Here is a 23,314-nt window from a genome sequence, read left to right on the forward strand (position 1 = left end):
GCGAGTTTTCTTTAAATTTTTTGAAATGCCTGTTCTAAATCTTCCTTAATATCTTCCCAAGCCTCCAGACCAACAGAGAGACGCAGCAAGGTATTTTCAATCCCCATTTTTTGTCGTTCTTTCTCGGGCACAACCGCATGGGTCATGGTTGCCGGGTGCTGGATTAACGTTTCAGCATCACCAAGACTAACGGCTATTTTTATCAATTGCAATTGATTCATAAATTTTTGCGCTGTTTCCTTTGTTCCTTTTATCGAAAATGCGATGAGTCCGCCCGGGGTTTTCATTTGTTTTTTCATAATCACATAATCCTTGTTTTCGGGATCGCCGGGATAATAAACATCCTCAATTTTTGGATGATGTTTTAAAAATCCAAATATTCGGCTTGCATTTTCTGCGTGACGATCCATCCTCACCGGAAGAGTTTTTATTCCTCTTAGGAGCAGCCAGGCATCGAAGGGTGAGATGATCCCGCCGATGTCTTTTTGCGTCGTTCGTGCTACATGCCGGATAAATTCCTTCTTCGCGATCACTAATCCGGCAATGACATCCCCATGGCCACAAATATATTTCGTCGCGCTATGAATGACGATGTCACAGCCCCATGTGAGAGGGGTTTGTAAATAAGGTGAACAAAAGGTATTGTCAACAACAACGGGTATTCCCTTTTTAGTTGCTATTCTTGCGACCATTTCAAGATCTACAAGCTTCATTGTTGGGTTAATCGGGGTTTCGATGTAGATACACGCTGTATTTGCCAGAATTGCATTTTCTACTGTTTCCATTGAATCCATCAAGGAAAAGTCATGACTAATCCCATACTTTTCCTTTAAAAGTTCAAGCAATCCAAAGGTACAACCATACACGCCTTGTGAACAAAGGATATGATCGCCTGTCTTAGTTAATGTCAATAACACCGCACTAACTGCTCCATTCCCGAAGAAAAAGCTAAGGCCGCCTCACCGTTTTCTAATGCTGCCACCCTGTCTTCCAATACTTTTACTGTTGGATTACTTAACCGTGAATAAATGTAACCCTCTTCCCTCCCGGCAAACCTATTTTCTCCTTGTTCCGCATTGGCAAAGGTAAAGGTTGATGTTTGATACAATGGCGGAACTAAACTACCTTGATGTTTCTCGGCCTCGTATCCCGCGTGAATAGCCTTTGTTTCAAACCTTGAGTTGTTTTCTTCCAAAGTGGTCCCTCCTGTCTTTTCTTGAAAGCGTTTTCAATATTGCTATAGATTATGTATTTGGCAGTAATATCGGTAGGGCACCCAGTTAAATGAGTGCCTCATTTACCCTACTATGATTGCCTTCTATTACAACTTTGTTCTTTCCGGTTTCTTTTGCCGTATATAACGCCTCATCAGCCCTTTTAAATAAGGATTGATAGGAATCTTTACTCTCTTTATTCCAATAAGAAACGCCACATGAAACTGTAATATGAGGCTTAGAACGTTTTGCAACTTTTTTTACCAACCGACACGCTATTGCTGCTCCTGTATCTAAAGGAACTTTAGGAAGATAAATGGCGAGCTCTTCGCCACCCCAACGGGCACCAATATCATGTTCGCGCATGTTTCCCCTTATAAGATTGGCGACTTGTATTAACACTTCATCACCAATCTGATGTCCATATGTATCATTTATTTCTTTAAAATTATCAATATCCAGCAAAATAAAGGTACCTTCCTCGTCGTTCTTCATGGAACACTGAATTTTTTCATCCAAAAATTTTCGCGAATGAAGTTTTGTCAAATGGTCAGTGGTAACCATTATTTTTAATTCTTCTCTCAGCATGGAGTTGGTTAACGCTAATGAAGTATGGTGCACCAGCGACTGAAGAAGCGTAAAAGACTCAAAGGTAAAGAAATATGGACAATGATGCATGATCATGCAAAAGCCTCTTAATCTTTCGCCGACAACTACTGGTACAGCCATAATAGAATGAAAGCTTGTTCCATGATTTTTTTCTGGAAGAGTAAAATCCCCTATAAAAAGCGGTTCGTTTTCCTTTTGCAACTTTTCTATTATGTGGTTTACATAGACTCGGGCCTGCCTTGTGAAAAAGTAGGGGGTTGACCCTGGAAGTATTTTTGCTTTTGTTTGTTTTTGGGAAAATAGAAAAAAACCAACCTCGTTCGCTTCAAAAGATGCCTTAATTTGTGTAGACATAAATTCAAAAGTCTCAGCCATCGGCCGGTTAGAATTTAGTTGGTGTGAGGTTTCGTTTATTAATTGCAGGTCAGAAATAGTTCGTAGTGATAGTTGATATAACTGAGCGTTTTCCAACGCTCCTCCCGCACAGCTCGATAATAATGCCATAAACTCTACATCGTATATAGGAAATCCCTTTGTAAGAGGTGCAATCACCTGTAGGACCCCATAGATCTCCCGCTTCCCTTTTAGGGGTGCATAAAGGACGGCATGTCCCGTTTGAGTACTCTCAAATTGAACAGCGCCGGATTCAAATGCCTGTATGGCGGCAATATTTTCACCATCGTATTCAAGGTCAATAATAGGAAGGTCATTATGGCTATATGTATCCATTGAAAGAAGTAATTGATATGAGAAATTGGGATAAATTTCTTTTAGTACAATAAATAATTCCCCTAATAAGACATCTACATCAAGGAATGAATGAAGTCTTTCCGTTATTTGAAATAATTTTTTATATTTCACAACATCCAATAGTAAATCTCCTTCAAGATCGAACATTTCATCTCACCTATTTTTAATTCCATATATATACATCGTAACCTAATTATAGATAATATTGGGATACTTTTGTTATATTTTTTTGAATAATTTATTATTTTTTTATAAAATGTTTTTTAACACTTATCATTGTTTAGTACAAATAAACTTGACTATTAAGGAATAAAAATTATATAATACTCTTTGTGTAAAATATTGCAGCCTATAAGAATAAACTTAACTGGCTCATTTTGTTCCTCACACCTTTGTGATGGTGCATCGAGTAACCCTCCGCTGCTAGGGCGATGGTGCATGAAAACAAAATGACTATTATTGTGTTTCTTAACGGTTTTTATTTTACCAAAATAAAAACACGAAGGAGGAGTCATTCATGGCTCGTTATACTGGCTCTAGCTGGAAAATATCCCGTCGTCTTGGAATCTCTCTAAGCGGCACAGGTAAAGAATTAGAAAAGCGTCCTTACGCTCCTGGACAACATGGTCCAAACCAACGCAAAAAGCTTTCTGAATACGGATTGCAATTACAAGAGAAGCAAAAGCTTCGTCATATGTATGGTGTAAATGAGCGCCAATTCCGTAACTTGTTTGTAAAAGCTGGCAAAATGAGCGGCGTTCACGGCGAAAACTTCATGATTCTTCTTGAATCACGCCTTGACAACCTTGTTTACCGTTTAGGTCTTGCTCGCACTCGTCGTGCAGCACGTCAATTAGTTAACCACGGACACATTATGGTTGATGGTTCTCGCGTAGATATCCCATCATACCGCGTAGCTCCTGGTCAAACAATCAGCGTTCGTGAAAAATCACGCAACCTTGACGTCATCAAAGAAGCAATCGAAGTAACTAACTTCATTCCTGATTACTTAACATTTGATGCAGACAAATTAGAAGGTACATTCACTCGCTTACCAGAGCGTTCTGAACTTGCTGCTGAAATTAACGAAACATTCATCGTTGAGTTCTACTCACGTTAATTGATTTGTTTCCTAAAGAGTAATTTCAAAAACCCTAGAAACTGCGTTTTAACACGGTTTCTAGGGTTTTTCTTTGCTTACATTTGGCTCTCCTAGGTATGCAGCCTTCCTTTTAACCAGGCGCGGGGACGATAGGGACCGACCGGGATTTGGATCAAGCTTGTTTTTTCTTTCGAATCAATCCCGTAAAGTTCATCACATGGGTTCACGTCAAATCCTAATAACGGATGTCCTCCCATTCCTAATGCACACGATACCAAAAGCAATCGTTGCAAGAGTATGCCTGCTTCCATTTGTTGAATGCGATATCCTCTATATCCCAATTCCTTTTTGAGGTGTTCCCGGTCTCCAATGACATGCAGTACTAGTGGAACTTGGAACAGATTTACATTGGGCATTGTTAATCCATTTTGTAAATACTCCCGAAAATCCCCCCGAGCTATTCTTCGAAGTGCATGAGCGCTTTTGTCATACGCGTAGGCACCGTTTGGAACTCCTTCCACATTATAAAAACAGCCATTTAACGAAACACGGTTCTCAATCCCCCCCTGTCTGTCGTCAAGGTCACTATGATACGAGAAGGAAAATGTTTCTTTTAACAAAACGGAAAGTTGTAATAGACTCACACTTCCGATAATAAAATCAAGATCTGGAGAATGCCGCTCTCTAAAAATGGATGCAAGATCGTATGAAAAGTGCTCAGCGAAGGGAAGAAAAATTATTTCCGAATCTAAGGAATGTTTCACATTACTTTCTTTCTTTATCTTCACAATTGACTCTGTTGTTTCAAACATGGATGCTCCATTTAATTTTCTTATACTAGGATAATCGATAACCCTCTTTGAGCGGTTATCGGAAAAAGGCTCCAACAGTGGCACTTCCCGGCACAATTCAGTGGCAGAAACACCTTCCAGTTTAGTATATTGGTTATCTGCACGATAGATGTTTGGATTAACAGATAAAGGAATAACCGCATATACACTTTCATCCTGATCAGACAGCCCAAGCAGATGATTAATAGACTTATCGAGAAATTGGTAGCATACCTGTGGCGAAACCCCCATCGCGTTGGCCACTTCTAAAGCTTGCCCTATTAGCACACCTGCATCAAGCCCTTGGAGCCTGTAGGAAAAATTATTGTATTTGTAAAAGTTCTTCCAAAAAAATGTCGTGACAAAAACAGTACAAAAACTTTCAGAAAGATCATAGCTATTTCCAAGACTTCTTGATAAGTAGGAATCGTAATTTCCTTCCCGCAGTAATAGGAGGCGGTGGTGAGCCGCATCGTAATGGTAAATTCCTACTGGTGCATCCTTCAGCTTTACATACACATATAATTCATTTGGATATAATGCCCCTCCTGAGGGAACAAATCTACGGAATAACTGGGCATAGCTCATATCGGCTGTTTTCTTGTTGTCTTCGATTAAAGCGGTATGGGCGTACTGAGAAATACCGTATACATACCATAAGAAATGCCCTAGTTCCTTAAGACCCAGTTCCGTTTGAACCTTCCCTTTGGCCAGTGTTAACGGTACATCTGCACTTAGTGGAATCTCTGGTAAGTCCCGGTACAGTTTAAATGGAAGCGGTGCATCCTCCCAGTCCACTTGCCAATCTGGAGGAGCAACTTTTTCCGTATTAAAGTGCAGATGATGGACAAATGTTTCAAGCTCCACTCTTACACCTCTTTTCTATTATGGGAATGGGTGGGGATAGGGATTAAGCTGTTCATACGATAAAGGCTGTTTCATAAATCCAAGTTTCATTGGCACGCTAAGGACCCTCTCCAGTCCTTTTACACGAGTTAGGTGATGTCCGAATGTCATCGGCAACATACCCGGGATTAATACTTTCACACAGAATAATCCATTCCGTTTGGTTATCGGTGACGTTTGGTCCACCACAATGACCTCAAGATCTAATCGGCGGAACCTTTGAAGAATATCCTGAAGATCTTCAAGCAAATCAGTGTTTGCGGGCGGTTCCTTGAATTCTTCCGCAAATGTATATAACGGACGTTGATCATCTAATAAAAAATTCAGCCGTTCCTCTGCTTCTCGCAGCCCATAGAGCAAACCATGATCCTCCATGCTGCGTACGGCAAAGGAATTCTGTAACATTTGTTGATATTTCTGCTGGTTTGCCTCCAATTTTTCGTCATGCACCATCATTCCTGCAAGCTCGTAAATAGCACTTTTTACAGCCGATACTGGATCAAGGCTAGCACCAGCTGCACAAATGAGATTTACACCCTTTGATCTTCTGTTCTTTGCCACTGCCCACACGCTTGGAATTCCATGTTCCATTGTCGAATTGAAAATATGAAGGTCATATCCCGCCACTTCTCGTATCCGCTCAATCATCAGCTGTAATTCTTTATCGTTCACCGAACGAATGTCAAGACGCGGTAGGGGGAGTTTTGCATACCAAGTTATCAAGAATGAATCTCGCTCGACAACTTCCAGTATGGCATGGAAAATAGCTTCTTCTAAACTTCCCCCTAAGGCACATCCATTGGAGGTTTCATAAACAAATCCCTCACCATTCCCCAGACTGTAATAAGCGAGTAACTCTGGTACAAGTATGGGACGTTCTTGAGAAAACGAATATCCCCAAACCCAATTCATTGGGACATCAGGATGAAACGGTTTAAATGGAAAATGGGGCGTGGCATATTGTTCCTTTTCATGCAAACCAACACTTGCAGGATTTAGTGCATTTTGCTTTACATTATGATAACTATCACGAACTACTTTCCTTTTTCCTCGAGGACCGATCCCGCAATATCGTTCCAGTCCCTCTAAAATGGCAGTCAGCTCACTCATTTCATAGGAGTTAGACCGGCCCGCAACTCCCTCGTCCACTTCAAATAATGGCATGTTCACTAAAACATCAGCAAATGGCAGCGTGAAATCCTGCATTTTTCCATTCATGACACCAGTTCGGTAATCCAGATAGTCCTTGACCAGTACTGTTTTAAATTCATCCATAGAAAGGCTGCGATAACCACTTCCATTAAATTTAGGACTAGATTCTAACTTAATTTGAGCTAATTCTACTGTATCATCAGGTAATGGACTGCAAATCGGGCACAAGGGATCTGGTAAGAAAAGGTGAATAGAATTGGTTAACGTTCTCAGGTTCAAAATGAAAACTCGTTCTTCTAAATGGCTGGGCTCCCTTTGAAGAACCCTATCCACTTCCTTACAAATTAAAGATGCCATTTGTGATAGACCTGTTCTTGATGCCCATGCATCTCGATTTCCACTTTTGCCTTCTGCCATCCTTAGCTGCAACTGCCACATTTCTTTCCGATTAGATCCAGCTATCAAGCGCCGAATATCTGCGCAGCAAGAACAGCCTGCACTATCAGGGTGTACAAAAGGACCAATAATTCCTTCCCCAAATGAAACAAAACCCCTAAGCCACGGGATACCTTTTTTCCTATATTTTTCTTCTGCTTTTTGATAGATGGCTGGCTTCCAGTCATCGTGCAGAACCAGAGCTATTTCTGTTTCTTCCGGAACCTCTTCAAATAGGCTTTGACGCCTAACGGGATGATTACCAGACAGATGATCAAAGACATAGTCCGCTAATAAACCATCTCCATTAATGAGAATATGGGCGTCCATCAGGAGTCCTCCTCTCGAACCTTCACACCATACACCCCAGCCAATTCCTGTTTTAAAAAAGGCTCGAATGTCAGATCATAAACGAGAAGGCGTTTATTGTTGTCGTTCAATACCTGAATAGAAGATTGCAAGAGCTCAAACTGTGTGATTTCTTCACAAGATGGGATTCCGAGTTTAAATTCTTTTTCTTTCAGAAAAACAGCTGATTCCGTTATCCTTTCGGTTGCATGCAGCTGATTTTGTTTATCCGAAAGCGCTTGTTGTAATGCCATTCGTAAAGCCAAAGTTGTATTTAAACCTGTACCAGTGTATTTTCGTCCTTGCGACTTTACCCATATTACAGGGAAACCTAGTATTTCATTTTCTAAACCGATGGTCGGTGCACCATTTAGGGTTGTTAAGGTTTTTAAATAATATCTACAGTGTTGATCTTCAATTTCTCCTAATTGTACGCGAAAAACAGGAACCAATGGATCCACCTTTTTATTTCTCAATTCTTCCACTAAATAAGATTGTAAACCGCGGCAAACTGCCTCTTCGACTATTTCTCCTGCACCAATTCCTATCATGCCCCTTGAAATGTTTTCACCAGCCATATCAATTGGTTTACAACATGCCTTGAACAATTGTGAAACATACATTTCAATGCCAGTCAGCCCCGCTTCCCGCCTTGCCTCCTCATGTGTAAGACCCGAACAGATAACCTCTGGCAGGAGATCTGCTGGTCCCTCTGAGACTGGATTAACCGCTTGAACATAGCACTGCGAAAGAGGGAGCTGTTTCAAGTCTCGCTCCTCCCAGGTATGGAAAATTCCTGTTTCTTCAGATGTTAATAGATTGAAGTATTCCAAGAAGTTACGTGAGGATTCATTTTTACTCTTTTCTTGCTCTATCCTTACATCGAGATCTTCCACTAGTCTGGGCGAGACCCTTTTATTTGTCACCAATGGATGTTTGATGTATGAAATCCAGTCTCCCTCCAGCGTTTCGAGATCGAGTTTGTAAATTTTATTACCCTGATCTGATCCTGCAATTCCTGTTGCCTTCTTAAAAAATTCGAATACGGTGACATTGGCCAGAATGGATCCAGTAGTGGTAGAGTAAGATTGCGGCTGCCGCTCTCTTTGCAAGGAGGATTGATGGATTCGACGCCAGGCGGACTCCCAGCACCCCTTTGATTCCGGGTGTACCAATGGACCAGCAAGCCCCACATGGTCTAAATATATGGCAGGCAAAAATGTCTTCCTTTGCTCTTTGCAAACCATATTCAGATCCTTTAGTTCTTTTACATTTCCATCCTGTGTGACATATAGAATCCAATCATACGGAAGCAAAGCCTCTTGCCAAAAACTCCTTTCATCCCTTTTTTCAAATGGTATTTGCTCAACCTCTACATCAGAGTCAGCATTGTAGGCATTGCGTACTAACTCATTTATCCGCAATTGATTTGTAGGGACTGAGTCAGTTAAGATGAAATGGAATTTGGGAAGTCCCGATTCAATTAATGCGGAAGAAAGTGAAACCATTAGCGGTCCAGAACCGATAACCAGAACTTTAGTCTGACGGTATTCTTGAAAACGGTACGCTCCGGAATCCACAAAATTCTCGATAAATTCAATTTGTGAAGCATACTTTTCCAGCACTTTTGGGTTTAAATCATGTTTCCTATCTTGGCTTACATCGCGAACAAAGCCACTCTTGTACAACGTTTCACCAATCTCAAATACCCTGTTGCGATACGGTGCCGTTAATCCCTCTGTTAATTCTCCCAGTGATTTCTCCCCGTTAAACATCGGCATTAATTGTTCAATCCATTGGTAAATCGTATGTCCTTCCATTCGAAATGAACTTACATTATTTCTAAAAAACACACCACCTTTTGGATCTGGCAGGTAAAATGAATCCCTTTTGACCTTTAAACGTGTGGACGGGGTAAGTTTTGTCATTCAACTCCTCCTTCATTCAAAGCAATCCTAATGATCCCCTACCATTTTATGTCCTTTAATTTGTCCATTAGAATAAACAAAAAAAAGTGCCTCCTGCCGCACATGTTCGCGCAGGGGCACTTTTTTCGAAACATAACTATTATTTTCTGAGACTCCAAGACAACTATATAAAACCGATACCGAATCCAAAACAGCCGAAACCGAAACCGAAACAGCCGCCACCGAAGCAGCCGCCACAACCTCCACATCGGAAACCGCAGCCGCCACAACGAAATCCGCAGCCCCCGCAACGAAATCCAATCAACCGCATATCTTGGCTCTGAGGATCTATAGGAACTACTGGACCAACTTGGTAATGATCCATTCCTAATGATTGTAAACCATTCTGAAAATTATGCATTTCTTCCTCCCCTTTGTATTTATTCAACAGGTTGCACCTAATACGAGAGTGGAAACGAAGGTAATTTGTCAGTTTTGTGTAAATTAAACTTTAAAGTACCACGAGTGCTCTCTTCAACAAAATATGATTTTTTTAGGTTGTTGCCACTGATTTAATAGCCTATTTTACATACGCTATCCACCTTCTGGATTGGCAAGTTGAGGGAGGTTTTAAAAACATACGATGTCTTTTATACAACAAAAAAAGGCCCCGGAAATCCAAAGGGCCCAAACTCAGTTAATATTTAATTAACGTGTACTTCTTTTTTCCTCTTCTGATAATCGTAAATTGCCCTTCAATCCGATCATTTACATTAAGGACATAATTTGTATCTGTGATCTTCTCACCATTAACGGTAACAGCACCATTTGTTATGTCCTCACGTGCCTGCCTTTTAGATGAGGAAATTTTCGCTGAAACGAGCAAATCAACTAAATCACCCTCTGCTTCTTGTGCATGAAAGGAAGGAACATCCTTAAAGCCTTGTTTGATTTCCACAGCGGATAGATCTTTAACATTTCCGCTAAATAAAGCTTGCGAAATCTTAATCGCTTGCTGTAATGCTTCCTCACCATGAATTAATCGTGTCATCTCTTCTGCTAACGCCTTTTGAGCTTTACGAAGATGCGGTTCTTCCTCAACAGACATTCCTAATTCCTCAATTTCTTCATGTGATAAGAAAGTGAAAAATTTAAGGTATTTGACAACATCCGCATCAGCCGTATTAATCCAGAACTGGTAGAACTCGTAAGGTGTTGTCTTCTCTGGATCAAGCCAGACGGCGCCGCCTTCTGTCTTTCCAAACTTTGTCCCGTCTGCTTTCGTCACAAGCGGAATCGTTAAACCAAATGCTTTTGCGCCTTCAGGCTGCATTTTTCGAATTAATTCCAAGCCTGAGGTAATATTACCCCATTGATCACTGCCGCCAATTTGTAATTTACAATTATGATGTTCATACAAATGATTGAAATCCATCGCCTGTAAAATGGTGTAGGTAAATTCGGTAAAGGAAATACCTGTTTCAAGTCGGGAAGCAATAGTATCTTTTGCAAGCATGTAATTCACCCCAATATGCTTACCGATATCACGTAAAAACGAAACAATATCCATGGATCCTGCCCAATCATAGTTATTCACCATAACAGCGCCATTTTCACCCTCAAAATCAAAGATAGCTGCTAATTGCTTTTGGATGCCGGCAACATTTTCCTGCACCTTCTCTAAAGTTTGCAGATTTCTCTCTTCACTTTTTCCGCTAGGATCTCCAATTAAGCCTGTTGCACCACCAACTAATACAATCGGGCGATGACCATGTTGCTGAAATCTTCTCAACGTTAAAAATGGTACCAAGTGACCAATATGCAAGCTGTCTGCAGTTGGATCTGCACCGCAGTATAAAGAGATTTTCTGGTTACTTAAAACATCTTTTAGTCCTTCTTCATCTGACTGTTGGTAAATAATCCCTCTCCAAGCTAAATCCTCTAAAAAATTCATTCAAAATCCCTCCGTTAAAAAAATAAAAACGCCCCTGCAATCATGCAGGGACGTAAAATACGCGGTACCACCCAGCTTGAGGAACAAACTCCTCCAACTTAAAAAAGATAACGGTTTGACCGTTTTCCGCTACTCGCCATTGGTTTCACAGAAAAAGCTCAAGGAGGTAATTCATTCTTCTATATGTATCAGCTTTCACCACCGCTGACTCTCTACAAACAGGGATAGAAGAACTACAGTTGGTTCCCTTCACAGCTTCAAAATTATTTTTTTGTTATCATTTTTTTAACATATTTCCCCCCTTCTGTCAAATAGCAACTGGAAATTTCAGAAAAATGTAGAAGGTTGTCAGTTTTTACCCTTCTGTATGCTATAATGAAGGGGATTTTATATTGAGGTGATGCCCTGAATGAAAGAAAGAATACAAGTGTGGATGGAAAAAGCAAAATCCGTACTTACCTTGATTACCCATAGAAAAACCGTTAAAAGTGCTAGAATCACCTATCAGGTTTTTTGGAACCTGTTTCTCCTTGTGCTGACTGTCCTCATTCTTGGAGGATCCTTTGCAACAGGGGTGGGTGCCGGCTATTTTGCCTCACTTGTTAAGGATGAACCCATCCGTTCATACGATAGTATGAAGAAAGATATTTATAATTACACGGAAACCTCAGATTTATATTTTGCCAATGATGTCTATCTTGGCAGGCTTCGAACCGACCTCGTCCGTGAAGAAGTAAAGCTTGATCATGTTTCGAAGGATTTGGCCAATGCTGTAATTGCAACTGAAGATGAATACTTCTATCAGCATAAGGGGGTTGTTCCTAAGGCCGTTTTCCGTGCTCTCTTTCAAGAGGTGACAAACTCTGCCGTTCAATCTGGCGGAAGTACATTAACCCAGCAATTAATTAAAAATCAAATTTTAACAAATGAAGTTTCATTCCAGCGGAAAGCAAATGAAATTCTACTTGCGCTTCGGTTAGAGAAATTTTTCGATAAAAAGGAAATTCTAGAGGCCTATCTAAATGTTTCAACGTTTGGAAGAAATTCCTCCGGTCAGAATATTGCCGGTGTGCAAGCAGCGGCAAAAGGGATCTTTGGGAAAAATGCTAGTGATTTGTCACTGCCACAAGCAGCTTTCATTGCCGGACTTCCGCAAAGCCCGTTTGGATATACACCTTTTACAAGGGAAGGTACGGTGAAGAATAATCTTGAGCCGGGTCTGACACGAATGAAGACCGTATTGAAAAGAATGGTTGATGGGGGGTACATCAACCAACAGCAATATGCAGAAGCTTCGGCTTACGATATTACAAAGGATTTTACTCCGCCTGCCCCTAATCCGCTTGAAAAATATCCATGGCTTACGTTTGAAATTGAAAAGCGTGCCGTTGAGGTTCTTACCACTGTGCTTGCCGAAAAAGACGGATACACTGAAAAGGACCTAAAAAATGATGATACTCTATTTTATAAATATAAAACGTTAGCTACCCATGATCTGCATCAAAATGGGTATCAAATTCATTCGACTATTGACAAAGATATTTTCGATGCCATGCAAGTCGTAAAGGATAATTATAAAAACTATGGCCCTGATAAAGCCCAGCAAAAAGAGGATCCTGAAACAAAAGAAACAATTACGGTGATGGAGCCGGTCGAGGTTGGGGCAGAACTGATTGAAAATAAGACGGGAAAAATTATCAGCTTCGTTGCCGGTAGAGATTATGATAAACAAAAGCTCAACCATGCAACAAGTGCTGTCAGACAAAACGGCTCCACCATGAAGCCGCTGCTTGTTTACGGCCCAGCAATTGAATTGGGGAAAGCCGCACCGGGAACACCTCTGCCAGACGTAGCATTAAGCTTGGCTCCAGGCAAAAGCACACCTTGGCCACGAAACTACGATTTAAGGTATAGCGGGATTGTTTCTGCCCGTTATGCATTGGCAAAATCATATAACGTTCCTGCAGTAAAATTATACAGGGATATCGTTGATCAACAACCGGCTAAATATCTTGAGAAGATGGGCTTTACTTCGCTTATTAAACCGGATTTCGAAAACCTATCTACGGCCATCGGCTCGTTGGAAAACGGGGTTACAATTGAAGAAAATACGAATGCATTTAGCACATTTGCAAACAACGGGAAATTTATCGACGCGTATATGATAGATAAAATTGTCGATAAAGACGGAAAGGTTGTTTATCAGCACGAAGTGAAGCCGGTTGATGTCTTTAAGCCTCAAACTGCTTATTTAACACTTGACATGATGCGTGATGTTATTAAGTCTGGTACTGCAGCGGGAGTGAACAGCAAATTAAACTTCAGAGCCGACTGGGCCGGTAAAACCGGTACAGGGAATGAATATATTGATTCTTGGTTCGTTGCAACCAACCCTAATGTTACGTTCGGGATTTGGACAGGATATGATACACCAAAATCCCTTAAGACCTCCGGCATGTCCTATAGCCAGCGGACAAATAACCTTTGGGCAGAATTACTAAATTCTGCTTATAGCATTAAGCCGGAATTAGTGGCTCCAAAAGAGACCTTTCAAATGCCTGAAGGAATTGTAAAACGTTCCTATTGCGCTGTGTCTGGTTTGTTGCCATCTTCAGCTTGTTCAAAAGCAGGTTTGGTTGAAAGTGATTATTTTAATGTGAATGATGTTCCTAAAAAAGTTGATGATAGCTTGGTGGAAAGCAAGTTTGTCACCATTAACGGGAAAAAATATTTGGCTCTGGATTCCACACCACAAGAGTTTTCCCAGTTTGGTGTGATCTTAAACCCTGACTTTATTACGCGAATGGTCGGAAAGAACTTTAGGAACACAAGTCAACTTATTCCAAAGAAAGATCGTTGGGGGAAAATTCTCGTTCCTGATGCTAAAATGGTAGATAACGGGAAAAGTCCTGATGGAGTAAGCCTTACCGTTTCCGGTAATACGATCACCTGGACGTCGTCACCGGATAATGACATTGTCGGTTATCGAGTCTATCAAGGCGGCACTAAGGTAGCGAGTATTGTCAGCGGCTCTAGCCTTTCCTTTACAGGAGGCAACGGGGACTATCATGTCACAGCCGTCGATATTGCCGGCAAAGAATCCGCACCATCGAATCATGTTGCGATAGGGGCAGTTACAGAAACTGAACAACCAACACCTTAAACAGAACAAAACTTTCTATACTTTAGGGGTGCAACCAAATAAGCGGAGTTTTTCCGGCTAAATGCAGAATGGGACACGTTTTAGGGCAAAATAAACGGAGCTTTTCCGGTTATGCCAAGCAAAATCCCTCATTTTGATATTTTTCGAGCCAATAGTCGGAATTTCTCCGTTTATTTTAGCTATTTTCAGTGCTATTTCCTAATTAAGCGGAATTTCTCCTCTTATTTTTCTAACTCGCAGTCATGCGGCTAATGAACTTGTACCACTTATGGGTGCTTATTCAAAAAAGGCTTAGAGATAGTAGCATCTCTAAGCCTTTTTGACTGTGACGTTTATGTGATTGAATCTGCGATTTATCGTTTTGCACCTCACAAGTAAATCCGTTAAATACTTTCCGCAGCGGTTTTTTATTTATTAGTCTTCCATTGTAGACAAGTCGCCTGTTGGTAGGTTTAGTTCCCAAGCCTTCAAGACACGTCTCATAATTTTCCCACTTCGTGTTTTAGGCAGCTTATCACGGAAATCGATTTCTCTTGGTGCCGCGTGGGCAGCGAGTCCCTTTTTCACAAACTGTCTGATTTCCTCTTTTAGTTCATCCGTAGCATCATAGCCATCTCGAAGGGCAACAAAGGCTTTAATAATTTCGCCCCGGACAGGGTCTGGCTTACCAATAACCCCAGCTTCCGCTACTGCCGGATGCTCGACAAGTTTACTCTCCACTTCAAATGGACCAACCCGCTCTCCTGATGTCATAATAACATCATCTACCCTGCCCTGGAACCAGAAATAGCCATCCTCATCCATGTATGCAGAATCCCCGGATACGTACCAGTCACCTGGCATGAAGTAGGATTCAAATTTATCAGGATTATTCCAAATCGTGTACATCATCGATGGCCAGCCTTTTTTAATGGCAAGATTCCCCATCCGATATGGAGGCAGCTCATTCCCCTGGTTGTCGACAATGGCTGCCTCAACACCTGGAATTGGTTTACCCATTGAACCTGGCTTGATCGTCATACATGGGTAGTTACTAATAAGCTGTGCGCCTGTTTCTGTCATCCACCAGTTATCATGAATGCGCTTATTAAATACCTTTGATCCCCATTTAACAACTTCTGGGTTTAACGGCTCACCTACACTTAATACATGGCGAAGGCTGCTAAGATCGAATTTCTTTACTAATTCATCCCCTGCACCCATCAACATCCGAAATGCGGTAGGAGCACTGTACCAAACCGTTACTCCGAAATCTTCAATCATTTGGTACCAAGATTCAGGGCTGAAACGGCCGCCAATAATGACGTTGGACGTTCCCGTTAACCACGGTCCAAAAATACCATAGGATGTCCCTGTAACCCAGCCTGGGTCGGCTGTGCACCAATATACATCGTCTTCTTTTAAATCGAGAACCCATTTTGCTGTTTGATAATGCTGAATCATGGCATTATGTACATGCAAGACCCCTTTTGGTTTTCCTGTAGAGCCGGAGGTATAATGCAGGATTAGGCCATCTGTCCGATCAACCCATTCAATTTTGAGGTCCTTGCTGGCCGATTCAAATTTCCCCAAAAAGTCAATTACCTGCCCTTGATCCTGGACATTTTTTCCGATAAGAAAAATATGCTTCAAATCAGGTAATTCATGAACTGGTACACGTTCCAACAATTCAGGCGTCGTCACTAAGACTTTTGCTTCACTGTCTTGAAGGCGGTCTCTTACAGCCCCTTCCATAAATGCTTCAAATAATGGCCCCACGATGGCACCGAGTTTGATCGCACCTAAAACAGTAAAATAAAGCTCCGGAGACCTTGGCATGAAAATAAAAACGCGATCGCCTTTTTCCACATCCCCGTAACTCTTTAATACATTTCCCGCCTTATTTGATAGTTCTTTCATTTCCTTAAATGTATATTTCTCATTTCGGGAGCCATCACGATAGTATAGGGCAATCTTATTTTTCCGGTGGGTTTTCGTATGACGGTCAATGGCTTCATAGGCCAAATTAACAAGTCCTGTTTCACTCCAAGAGAATTCCTTTTCTGCTTCCTTCCAGTCAAAATGCTTGTATGTTTCATCATAATTGCTCAGATTATGCTCCCCTTGCACAACTGGCAGCGCTTCCACTTTCATTTCCATCTCCCCCTCTTTGCTAATATGAGATTATTATAGTACAAATAGTAAGTATTCACAATTTTAAAAATAATATTTAAGAAAATTTTGTTAACAAAATAATTTTATATAAAGCAGAAAATTTTGTGAAATCGCTTTCTATCGATAAATTTTATGTATAATAGAATTAATACTAACGATCTCTCAGGTAGGTGACCGTATGGAACACAAGAAGATTTACAATGCAAAACAATTAAAAACTCCACGGGGAACCCTTATTATTGAAGGCCCCATTTCTTCTAATAAACTAGCAGGCTATGAATTCCATGAAGACCTTGTTGCATTCCGTCCGCCTGAACAGCAGCATCAGGCCTTAATCGGTATTGCTGAGCTACCGGAAGGTCGAATTATTATTGCACGACACCGGAATACAATCGTTGGTTATGTCACCTATCTATACCCTGATCCGCTTGAACGCTGGTCTGAGGGTAAAATGGATAATTTAATTGAATTAGGTGCGATTGAGGTAATTCCTGAATTTCGCGGCAGTTCAGTTGGTAAAAACCTTTTAATCGTTTCAATGATGGATGATGCGATGGAAGATTATATTACCATCACTACTGAGTATTATTGGCATTGGGATTTAAAAGGAACCAAATTAAATGTTTGGGATTATCGCAAGGTCATGGAGAAAATGATGAATGCCGGAGGCCTCGAGTGGTATGCGACCGATGATCCTGAAATTTGCTCCCACCCCGCCAACTGTCTGATGGCGCGGATGGGGAAACGGGTCGATTTAGAGTCCATTCAAAAGTTTGACCGGTTACGGTTTATGAACAGATTTATGTATTAACATTTTCCTGACAGTACTCTGGATTGAGGGTGATTTCTTATGATAGTAGAAGAAATTATGAAAACAGATGTTGCAACACTATTTCCGACTGATACCATTGCAGATGCTATGAAAGTAATGGAGACACGAAAAATCCGTCATATCCCAATCGTTAATGATGAAGGGCATTTGGTTGGCTTGGTTACTGTAGCAAAAATACAGGAGGCCACCCCATCCATTTTTCATGCCAATGAACATCCTGAAGATTTGAAAAAATCACTTGCGACGATTATGGAGCAAAATATCATAACAGGGCATCCACTTGATTTTGTAGAAGAGGTAGCGGGACTTTTCTATGAACACAAGATCAGCTGTATCCCCATCATAAATGATAGGAAACTAGTGGGAATTGTAACTGAAACGGATTTGCTGCGCACAATGGTTGAGCTAACTGGTGCCCATCAGCCGGGTTCACAAATCGAAATTAAGGTACCTAACCTTGCAGGTGTACTTAGTGATATTACTACTGTTATCAAAAGACGGAAGGCGAACATTCTAAGTGTCCTTGTTTATCCTGATAAAACGGATGATCATTTTAAAATTCTAGTGATTAGGGTTCAAACCATGAACCCGACGGCACTTATTCAGGAACTTAATCAAGCAGGACATCATGTTCTATGGCCAAATCTTCCGGGGATTTCCCAATGAGTGATCGCTGCTCCTTTATTTTTTCAGAAGAACTGCTGAACTATAAATTCAGCAGTCATCATCCTTTTAATCAATTCCGGCTTAAATTAACAGTAGACCTATTAAATAAACTGAATGCACTAGATCCTGAACAGGTGATTCCGCCTAAAATGGCATCTGAAGAAGAGCTGTCCCTAATTCATGACAGTAGTTACATAGAAGCAGTGAAAAAAGCAGGACATGGGCAACTACCGAAGGAAATAGCTGAAAATTATGGGTTAGGTACAGAAGATACCCCGATTTTTCCTAATATGCATGAAGCAAGTTCCTTATTGGTTGGCGGTACATTAACAGCTGTGGATCAAGTGATGACTGGTAAGTCCCTCCATGCTCTCCATCTTGGTGGAGGATTGCATCATGGCTTTCGCGGCAAAGCATCCGGATTTTGCATATATAATGACAGTTCAGTAGCCATTAAGTATTTACAGGAAAAATACCATGCACGCGTGTTATATGTGGATACGGATGCCCATCACGGTGATGGTGTTCAATGGTCATTTTATGATGACCCTACTGTATGTACCTTATCGATCCATGAGACCGGGAGATATTTGTTTCCAGGTACAGGAAATCTAAATGAGCGGGGACAAGGGAAAGGCTATGGCTATTCCTTTAATATCCCTGTCGATGCTTTTACCGAAGATGAATCATGGCTGCATGCCTACACACAATCCATTAAGGATGTGGCTGCCTTTTTTAAACCGGATGTTATTCTGACTCAAAATGGTGCCGATTCACATTATTACGATCCATTAACACATTTATCAGCAACAATGAATATCTACCGGGAAATACCAAAAGTTGCCCATGAAATTGCCCATCAATATTGCAATGGGAAGTGGATTGCAGTTGGTGGCGGCGGGTATGACATCTGGAGAGTAGTCCCAAGGGCGTGGGCACTTATTTGGCTCGAAATGACGGAAAACTCAAATTGTTATGGCAGATTACCGGAGGCTTGGCTCAATCAGTGGCAAAAAGAATCACCGGTTACATTACCAAAAGAATGGGACGACCCTGAGGATTTATATACTCCAATCCCAAGAAAAGCGGAAATTACCGAAAAAAACTTACTGACGCTTGAAAAGGCACTATATCCGATTCGTAATCAGCAAAAAAGTGAATCAATGTAAAAAAGGCTGCCGTATTGGCAGCCTTTTTTGGTTATTTTGTTGATTGCCTGTGTTCAATCCGATGTGGAAGAACCACACTATTTTCTTCCGTTTTTTCTTTATTCATTAATTTGGTTAAGAGTCGCATGGCAACAGCACCCATGTCATATAAAGGTTGTACAATCGTGGTAAGCTGTGGACGTACCATCAGTGCCAGTCTTGTATTATCTGAAGTGATGATCTCAAAATCCTCAGGAACATTAAAGCCCTTGTCCTCTGCACCATGAACGACACCCAGAGCCATTTCATCTGAACCCACTAAAATGGCAGTTGGTCTTTCAGCAGCTTCCAGTAATTTTTCTATAGCTTCAATCCCGGAGTCGTACGTATAATCCCCTTCAAAAAGTAGCTCTTCATTAAAGGGGAGGCCGGCTTCCACAAGCGCACGCTGATAGCCTTTTAATTTTTTCTGGGCATTTTTTGGCTCATGAAGCGGTCCAATCACAAAGGCAATCTGTTTATGACCTTTTTCAATGAACTCTTTGGTCGAATCATAAACGGCAGCCTCATAATCGATATTGACGGATGGAATTTGATTTGATTCTTCAATAGAGCCAGCCAAAACAATCGGCACCGGTGATTTTTCAAATTCCGCCACATGGTCAGCACTAATATTTCCACCCATAAATACAATTCCATCAACTTGTTTTCCAAGCATCGTATTCAGCAAGTGTAATTCCTTCTCTTTGTTTTGGTCGGAATTGCTTAAAATAATATTGTATTTATACATGGTGGCGATATCTTCAATACCGCGTGCTAATTCAGCGAAAAAGATATTTGAAATATCAGGAATGATCACACCCACAGTAGTGGTTTTCTTACTTGCTAATCCTCTTGCTACTGCATTTGGCCGATAGCCTAATCTTTCAATAACCTCTAACACCTTTTTACGGGTTACCGGTTTTACATTTGGATTTCCATTAACAACACGGGAAACCGTTGCCATTGATACATTTGCTTCCCTTGCCACATCATAAATAGTGATATTCACTTAAAACACTCTCCTAAAACGTACATTGTTTTTCTTTATTTTACAACAGCTTGAATAAACTTAGTCATGAAATGTATGTGATAAGTTAAACAATCTTAACATGTACTTAATGATACGACAAGAATAGTAAAGCCGCAATTGCATTTGTCAATTATTTTTTAAAAACACCTCTTTTTCATGAAAAAACCTTCTGCAAAGTCTGCAGAAGGTTTTTTCGGAAAATAGCTAAATTAAAGCTTAACAAAGTTGGATGCAAGCAATTCACTATAGAAATGGTCAAATTGATCAAGATTCATTTGTTGTTGCGCATCAGATAAGGCAACTGCAGGATCTGGATGAACTTCAGCCATTACTCCGTCAGCACCGATGGCAATAGCAGCCTTCGCACATGGAAGCAGTAAATCTCTTCTGCCGGTTGAGTGCGTAACATCTACCATAACTGGTAAATGTGTTTCTTGTTTTAAAATAGGAACGGCAGAAATATCCAGTGTATTCCTTGTTGCGCGTTCGTAGGTTCTAATTCCACGCTCACATAGAATAATTTGTCCGTTTCCTTGTGCCATTATATATTCTGCAGCATTGATAAATTCTTCTATCGTTGCTGAAATTCCCCTTTTTAACAAGACTGGCTTTTTCACCGCACCGGCGGCTTTTAATAGTTCAAAGTTCTGCATATTGCGGGCACCAATTTGAATGACGTCAATATAGTCGCAGGCCATTTCAATATCAGCCGGGTTTACAATTTCACTGATGACAGCCATATCAAACTCATCTGCTACACGTTTTAAAATTTTCAGTCCCTCTACGCCCAACCCTTGGAAATCATATGGAGAGGTTCTTGGTTTATAAGCACCCCCGCGAAGTAGCTTTAACCCTTTTTCCTTCATTGCTTTTGCCACTGTTGCTACCTGCTCATAGGACTCAACCGCACAAGGGCCAAAGACGAAATGCTGCTTTCCGTCGCCAATCGTTTCGCCTTTTAGATTCACAATCGTATTTTCAGGCTTTTTCTTCCTCGAGACAAGCAATGCTTTTTCATGGTCATCTTTTTGTAAATCTAATCCTGCTTTAAATATTTCTTTGAAAAGATGGTCAATAGTTGAATTCTCAAATGGTCCATCATTATGCTCTTTAATCACTTCAAGCATTTTTCTTTCACGGACTGGGTCATAACGGTATACCCCTTGATTTCCTTTAACCTGCCCTATCTCTTGAACAAGCTGCGCTCTCTCGTTAATAATCTTCAACAATTCTAAGTTTAGTTCATCAACACGCGTTCTCAATTGATCCAATTCATTATTAGCCATTATTGATCCCCGTCCTTTCTCCCCGCAAATCATTATATCCAGAAATGTTAACTAGTATTTTCCGCCATTAACGAATGATTTACAAGCTCTAAGTGTTAAATTTTAAAAATTTTAATAATTAGGCTTTATTATAGCTGAAATGGTTTCCTTTGTCATCTCTTTTTTCTTTAATAATTAAACGCTTTTAAGCACTAAAGTAAAATGATATAATAGCTTATTTTATGTGAAAGAATCTCAATATGTTCGTTTAAAAAAGTCTTTCAATAAATAAAAGGATGAACGATTCATCCTTTTTGTCATTCAATCGTTACTCCTTCTCACTGCCTGCATTTCCCAAAGAACGACTGGTAATTTTCCAGTGTGAAGCGTTCCATTCCACTTTCCCATTTGCAAAAAGAAAAGCTTGTGGTGATTCGTGCTTAATCTGAAATCTCTCTGCGACCTCATTTGATAGTGGGCGTGAATCTTGAACGGCTAAATAATAGGTTGGTACATTCTGATTTTCATTCGCAAATTTTTCATACTCCTTGTATGCAGCATGGCTGATTGGACATGTTAAACTATGCTTTAAGAGATAAAATTTGCTTTCATTTGTTAGCAATTGATCAAATTGTTCAATGGATTCAATTTTCCTAAGCATTTATACACCCTCCAGTTGAAAAGCGGAAGCGCCTTGATCAGGGGCTATGCCCCTAGGCGCTGGAGCTAGACATAAAATTAGTAAACGGTGAAGTCATTTTATCACTTCACCGTTTTAATCACAAATAATTAAATTTTAACCTTACTTTCCTCTTCGTCAAACGCCTTTTGCGCTGCCTCTAATTTTTTTCTGATCTCACTGCTGTCTACTGATTTAATTTCAATTGATTTTTTAGTGGGACGATTTTCGTTTGGAGAATGAATGGGAATATAGTTTACTTCCGATTCCACCGCTTTTTCTTTTGGATTTTCGTATTTTCCTTTTACTTTACTGATTAACTCGTTGGATTGCTGAACAAGCTCTTGGGATAGGGATGACGTTTTATCCTTAAGCGTTCCTGCTGAACCGCTCAATGTACCCCTGAGCTCCTTTCCTGTCTTCGGAGCCAAGAGAAATGCCGCTGCGGCTCCAAGCACACCCCCGATTAATGCACCTAGTAAAAAGCTATTAGAAGACTCCTCATTGCGGCCCTGACTCGTTTCTCGTGATTCATATTCTCTACTGGACATGTTAAACCCTCCTTTATTTAGTGAGCTCTAACCTTCTGTCTTTCCTCTGTGCTACCTTCCGCCTTTGATTGCTTTCTTGCCTGCCACTTATCCTTTAATTCAAGAAAAATATTACTCCATTGAACAATTTGCGAGATTTTCTCTTTACTCTCTTCTACCTGTTGATCAACTGTATTAGTAATATTCTTAAGTGTTCCATTAAATTGGGAGACTGTTGTTCCCACATCTTTTACCGCTTCCACTACACTATTTAACCGTTCGGATTTTTGCTGAATATCGTCGGCAAGGGCATTGGTCTTTTGTAAAAGTACCGTGGTTTCTGTTGTCACGCCGTCTAATTGTTTTTCTAAACCAGTCAATGTGTTTGAAACACTTGTAAGTGTACCTTGTAGTGATTTAAGCGTTTTTGATATGTAGATGACAAGCACCAAAAAAGCAATGGCTATCAAGGCTACGCTTAAGTATAAAATAATTTCCATCGTGCACCTCCGTATTAACTATCCATATGTATTACCCATCCATTACGGATATAAACCTCGTTCATTATCTTATACTACTTCCCTATTTTTGTCTTGTT

At 40.6% G+C, this 23,314-nt stretch carries 17 protein-coding genes, 1 pseudogene and 1 other annotated feature; of the genes and pseudogenes, 5 read left to right on the forward strand and 13 right to left on the reverse strand.

From position 1 onward, the window contains the following. Nucleotides 1–11 precede the first annotated feature (11 nt). Together megL and RCG19_RS03975 are read right to left on the reverse strand one after the other, a co-directional pair. Nucleotides 12–1,195, reverse strand: a pseudogene (gene megL / locus RCG19_RS03970) (methionine gamma-lyase). Between the two features lie 85 nt (nucleotides 1,196–1,280). Then, nucleotides 1,281–2,720: a sensor domain-containing diguanylate cyclase gene (locus RCG19_RS03975; RefSeq protein WP_308109756.1), complete on the reverse strand. Its 1,440-nt coding sequence runs from the start codon at nucleotides 2,718–2,720 to the stop codon at nucleotides 1,281–1,283. 370 nt (nucleotides 2,721–3,090) lie between these two features. Here RCG19_RS03975 and rpsD point away from each other — a divergent pair, with 370 nt between their 5' ends. Beyond that, nucleotides 3,091–3,693, forward strand: coding sequence for a 30S ribosomal protein S4 (gene rpsD / locus RCG19_RS03980; RefSeq protein ID WP_166239078.1), 603 nt, complete (start codon nucleotides 3,091–3,093; stop codon nucleotides 3,691–3,693). A 92-nt stretch (nucleotides 3,694–3,785) separates the two neighbouring features. Here the strand turns inward: rpsD and RCG19_RS03985 are convergent, their stop codons facing one another. The 5 genes from RCG19_RS03985 to tyrS form a co-directional block, all read right to left on the reverse strand. Further along, nucleotides 3,786–5,372, reverse strand: coding sequence for a SagB family peptide dehydrogenase (locus tag RCG19_RS03985; RefSeq protein ID WP_308109757.1), 1,587 nt, complete (start codon nucleotides 5,370–5,372; stop codon nucleotides 3,786–3,788). A gap of 18 nt (nucleotides 5,373–5,390) precedes the next feature. Continuing rightward, the gene (locus RCG19_RS03990; RefSeq protein ID WP_308109758.1) at nucleotides 5,391–7,328 is read right to left on the reverse strand and encodes a TOMM precursor leader peptide-binding protein; all 1,938 of its coding nucleotides are present in this window, start codon (nucleotides 7,326–7,328) and stop codon (nucleotides 5,391–5,393) included. Next, nucleotides 7,328–9,274: a putative thiazole-containing bacteriocin maturation protein gene (locus RCG19_RS03995; protein ID WP_308109759.1), complete on the reverse strand. Its 1,947-nt coding sequence runs from the start codon at nucleotides 9,272–9,274 to the stop codon at nucleotides 7,328–7,330. The genes RCG19_RS03990 and RCG19_RS03995 overlap by 1 nt, the downstream gene beginning before the upstream one ends. Before the next feature lie 163 nt (nucleotides 9,275–9,437). After that, nucleotides 9,438–9,674 (reverse strand): heterocycloanthracin/sonorensin family bacteriocin, encoded by a 237-nt coding sequence (locus RCG19_RS04000; protein WP_308109760.1) that lies wholly within the window; start codon nucleotides 9,672–9,674, stop codon nucleotides 9,438–9,440. Nucleotides 9,675–9,950: 276 nt separating this feature from the next. Continuing rightward, nucleotides 9,951–11,207: a tyrosine--tRNA ligase gene (gene tyrS, locus RCG19_RS04005; RefSeq protein WP_308109761.1), complete on the reverse strand. Its 1,257-nt coding sequence runs from the start codon at nucleotides 11,205–11,207 to the stop codon at nucleotides 9,951–9,953. Between the two features lie 43 nt (nucleotides 11,208–11,250). After that, nucleotides 11,251–11,469, reverse strand: a binding site (T-box leader). A gap of 147 nt (nucleotides 11,470–11,616) precedes the next feature. Here tyrS and RCG19_RS04010 point away from each other — a divergent pair. After that, on the forward strand, nucleotides 11,617–14,370 hold the full coding sequence (locus RCG19_RS04010; protein ID WP_308109762.1) for a transglycosylase domain-containing protein: 2,754 nt from the start codon (nucleotides 11,617–11,619) through the stop codon (nucleotides 14,368–14,370). Between the two features lie 414 nt (nucleotides 14,371–14,784). Here the strand turns inward: RCG19_RS04010 and acsA are convergent, their stop codons facing one another. Further along, on the reverse strand, nucleotides 14,785–16,503 hold the full coding sequence (acsA, locus tag RCG19_RS04015) for an acetate--CoA ligase (protein WP_308109763.1): 1,719 nt from the start codon (nucleotides 16,501–16,503) through the stop codon (nucleotides 14,785–14,787). A gap of 199 nt (nucleotides 16,504–16,702) precedes the next feature. Between acsA and RCG19_RS04020 the strand changes: the two genes are divergently transcribed. From RCG19_RS04020 to RCG19_RS04030, 3 genes are read left to right on the forward strand one after another with little or no spacing between them, the layout of a single operon-like run. Beyond that, entirely contained in the window at nucleotides 16,703–17,335 is a 633-nt protein-coding gene (locus RCG19_RS04020) for a GNAT family N-acetyltransferase (RefSeq protein WP_308109764.1), read from the forward strand. A 39-nt stretch (nucleotides 17,336–17,374) separates the two neighbouring features. Beyond that, nucleotides 17,375–18,022 (forward strand): acetoin utilization AcuB family protein, encoded by a 648-nt coding sequence (locus RCG19_RS04025; protein WP_166239061.1) that lies wholly within the window; start codon nucleotides 17,375–17,377, stop codon nucleotides 18,020–18,022. Then, nucleotides 18,019–19,191 carry an acetoin utilization protein AcuC gene (locus tag RCG19_RS04030; RefSeq protein WP_308109765.1) on the forward strand — a complete coding sequence of 391 codons (1,173 nt, stop codon included), beginning with the start codon at nucleotides 18,019–18,021 and terminating at the stop codon, nucleotides 19,189–19,191. Before RCG19_RS04025 ends, RCG19_RS04030 begins: the two co-directional genes overlap by 4 nt. Before the next feature lie 31 nt (nucleotides 19,192–19,222). Here RCG19_RS04030 and ccpA read toward each other — a convergent pair whose 3' ends face one another. The 5 genes from ccpA to RCG19_RS04055 all read right to left on the reverse strand — a co-directional run bounded on the left by ccpA (nucleotide 19,223) and on the right by RCG19_RS04055 (nucleotide 23,216). After that, the gene (ccpA, locus tag RCG19_RS04035) at nucleotides 19,223–20,221 is read right to left on the reverse strand and encodes a catabolite control protein A (RefSeq protein WP_308109766.1); all 999 of its coding nucleotides are present in this window, start codon (nucleotides 20,219–20,221) and stop codon (nucleotides 19,223–19,225) included. 230 nt (nucleotides 20,222–20,451) lie between these two features. After that, nucleotides 20,452–21,528 (reverse strand): bifunctional 3-deoxy-7-phosphoheptulonate synthase/chorismate mutase, encoded by a 1,077-nt coding sequence (locus tag RCG19_RS04040; RefSeq protein ID WP_308109767.1) that lies wholly within the window; start codon nucleotides 21,526–21,528, stop codon nucleotides 20,452–20,454. Nucleotides 21,529–21,835: 307 nt separating this feature from the next. Further along, a complete protein-coding gene (gene ytxJ, locus RCG19_RS04045) occupies nucleotides 21,836–22,168 on the reverse strand; it encodes a bacillithiol system redox-active protein YtxJ (RefSeq protein ID WP_308109768.1) in 333 nt (110 codons plus the stop codon). A 128-nt stretch (nucleotides 22,169–22,296) separates the two neighbouring features. Further along, nucleotides 22,297–22,737 (reverse strand): YtxH domain-containing protein, encoded by a 441-nt coding sequence (locus tag RCG19_RS04050; RefSeq protein ID WP_308109769.1) that lies wholly within the window; start codon nucleotides 22,735–22,737, stop codon nucleotides 22,297–22,299. A 17-nt stretch (nucleotides 22,738–22,754) separates the two neighbouring features. After that, nucleotides 22,755–23,216, reverse strand: a complete 462-nt coding sequence (locus RCG19_RS04055; protein ID WP_308109770.1) for a DUF948 domain-containing protein — start codon at nucleotides 23,214–23,216, stop codon at nucleotides 22,755–22,757. Nucleotides 23,217–23,314 lie beyond the last annotated feature (98 nt).

The organism is Neobacillus sp. OS1-2, assembly GCF_030915505.1.
Classification (GTDB): domain Bacteria; phylum Bacillota; class Bacilli; order Bacillales; family Cytobacillaceae; genus Neobacillus.

Coding starts and splice junctions, on each gene's coding strand:
- RCG19_RS03975 (WP_308109756.1), bottom strand. CDS start 2,720: ATGTTCGATCTTGAAGGAGATTTACTATTGGATGTTGTGAAATATAAA.
- rpsD (WP_166239078.1), top strand. CDS start 3,091: ATGGCTCGTTATACTGGCTCTAGCTGGAAAATATCCCGTCGTCTTGGA.
- RCG19_RS03990 (WP_308109758.1), bottom strand. CDS start 7,328: ATGGACGCCCATATTCTCATTAATGGAGATGGTTTATTAGCGGACTAT.
- RCG19_RS03995 (WP_308109759.1), bottom strand. CDS start 9,274: ATGACAAAACTTACCCCGTCCACACGTTTAAAGGTCAAAAGGGATTCA.
- RCG19_RS04000 (WP_308109760.1), bottom strand. CDS start 9,674: ATGCATAATTTTCAGAATGGTTTACAATCATTAGGAATGGATCATTAC.
- tyrS (WP_308109761.1), bottom strand. CDS start 11,207: ATGAATTTTTTAGAGGATTTAGCTTGGAGAGGGATTATTTACCAACAG.
- RCG19_RS04010 (WP_308109762.1), top strand. CDS start 11,617: ATGAAAGAAAGAATACAAGTGTGGATGGAAAAAGCAAAATCCGTACTT.
- acsA (WP_308109763.1), bottom strand. CDS start 16,503: ATGAAAGTGGAAGCGCTGCCAGTTGTGCAAGGGGAGCATAATCTGAGC.
- RCG19_RS04020 (WP_308109764.1), top strand. CDS start 16,703: ATGGAACACAAGAAGATTTACAATGCAAAACAATTAAAAACTCCACGG.
- RCG19_RS04025 (WP_166239061.1), top strand. CDS start 17,375: ATGATAGTAGAAGAAATTATGAAAACAGATGTTGCAACACTATTTCCG.
- RCG19_RS04030 (WP_308109765.1), top strand. CDS start 18,019: ATGAGTGATCGCTGCTCCTTTATTTTTTCAGAAGAACTGCTGAACTAT.
- RCG19_RS04040 (WP_308109767.1), bottom strand. CDS start 21,528: ATGGCTAATAATGAATTGGATCAATTGAGAACGCGTGTTGATGAACTA.
- ytxJ (WP_308109768.1), bottom strand. CDS start 22,168: ATGCTTAGGAAAATTGAATCCATTGAACAATTTGATCAATTGCTAACA.
- RCG19_RS04050 (WP_308109769.1), bottom strand. CDS start 22,737: ATGTCCAGTAGAGAATATGAATCACGAGAAACGAGTCAGGGCCGCAAT.
- RCG19_RS04055 (WP_308109770.1), bottom strand. CDS start 23,216: ATGGAAATTATTTTATACTTAAGCGTAGCCTTGATAGCCATTGCTTTT.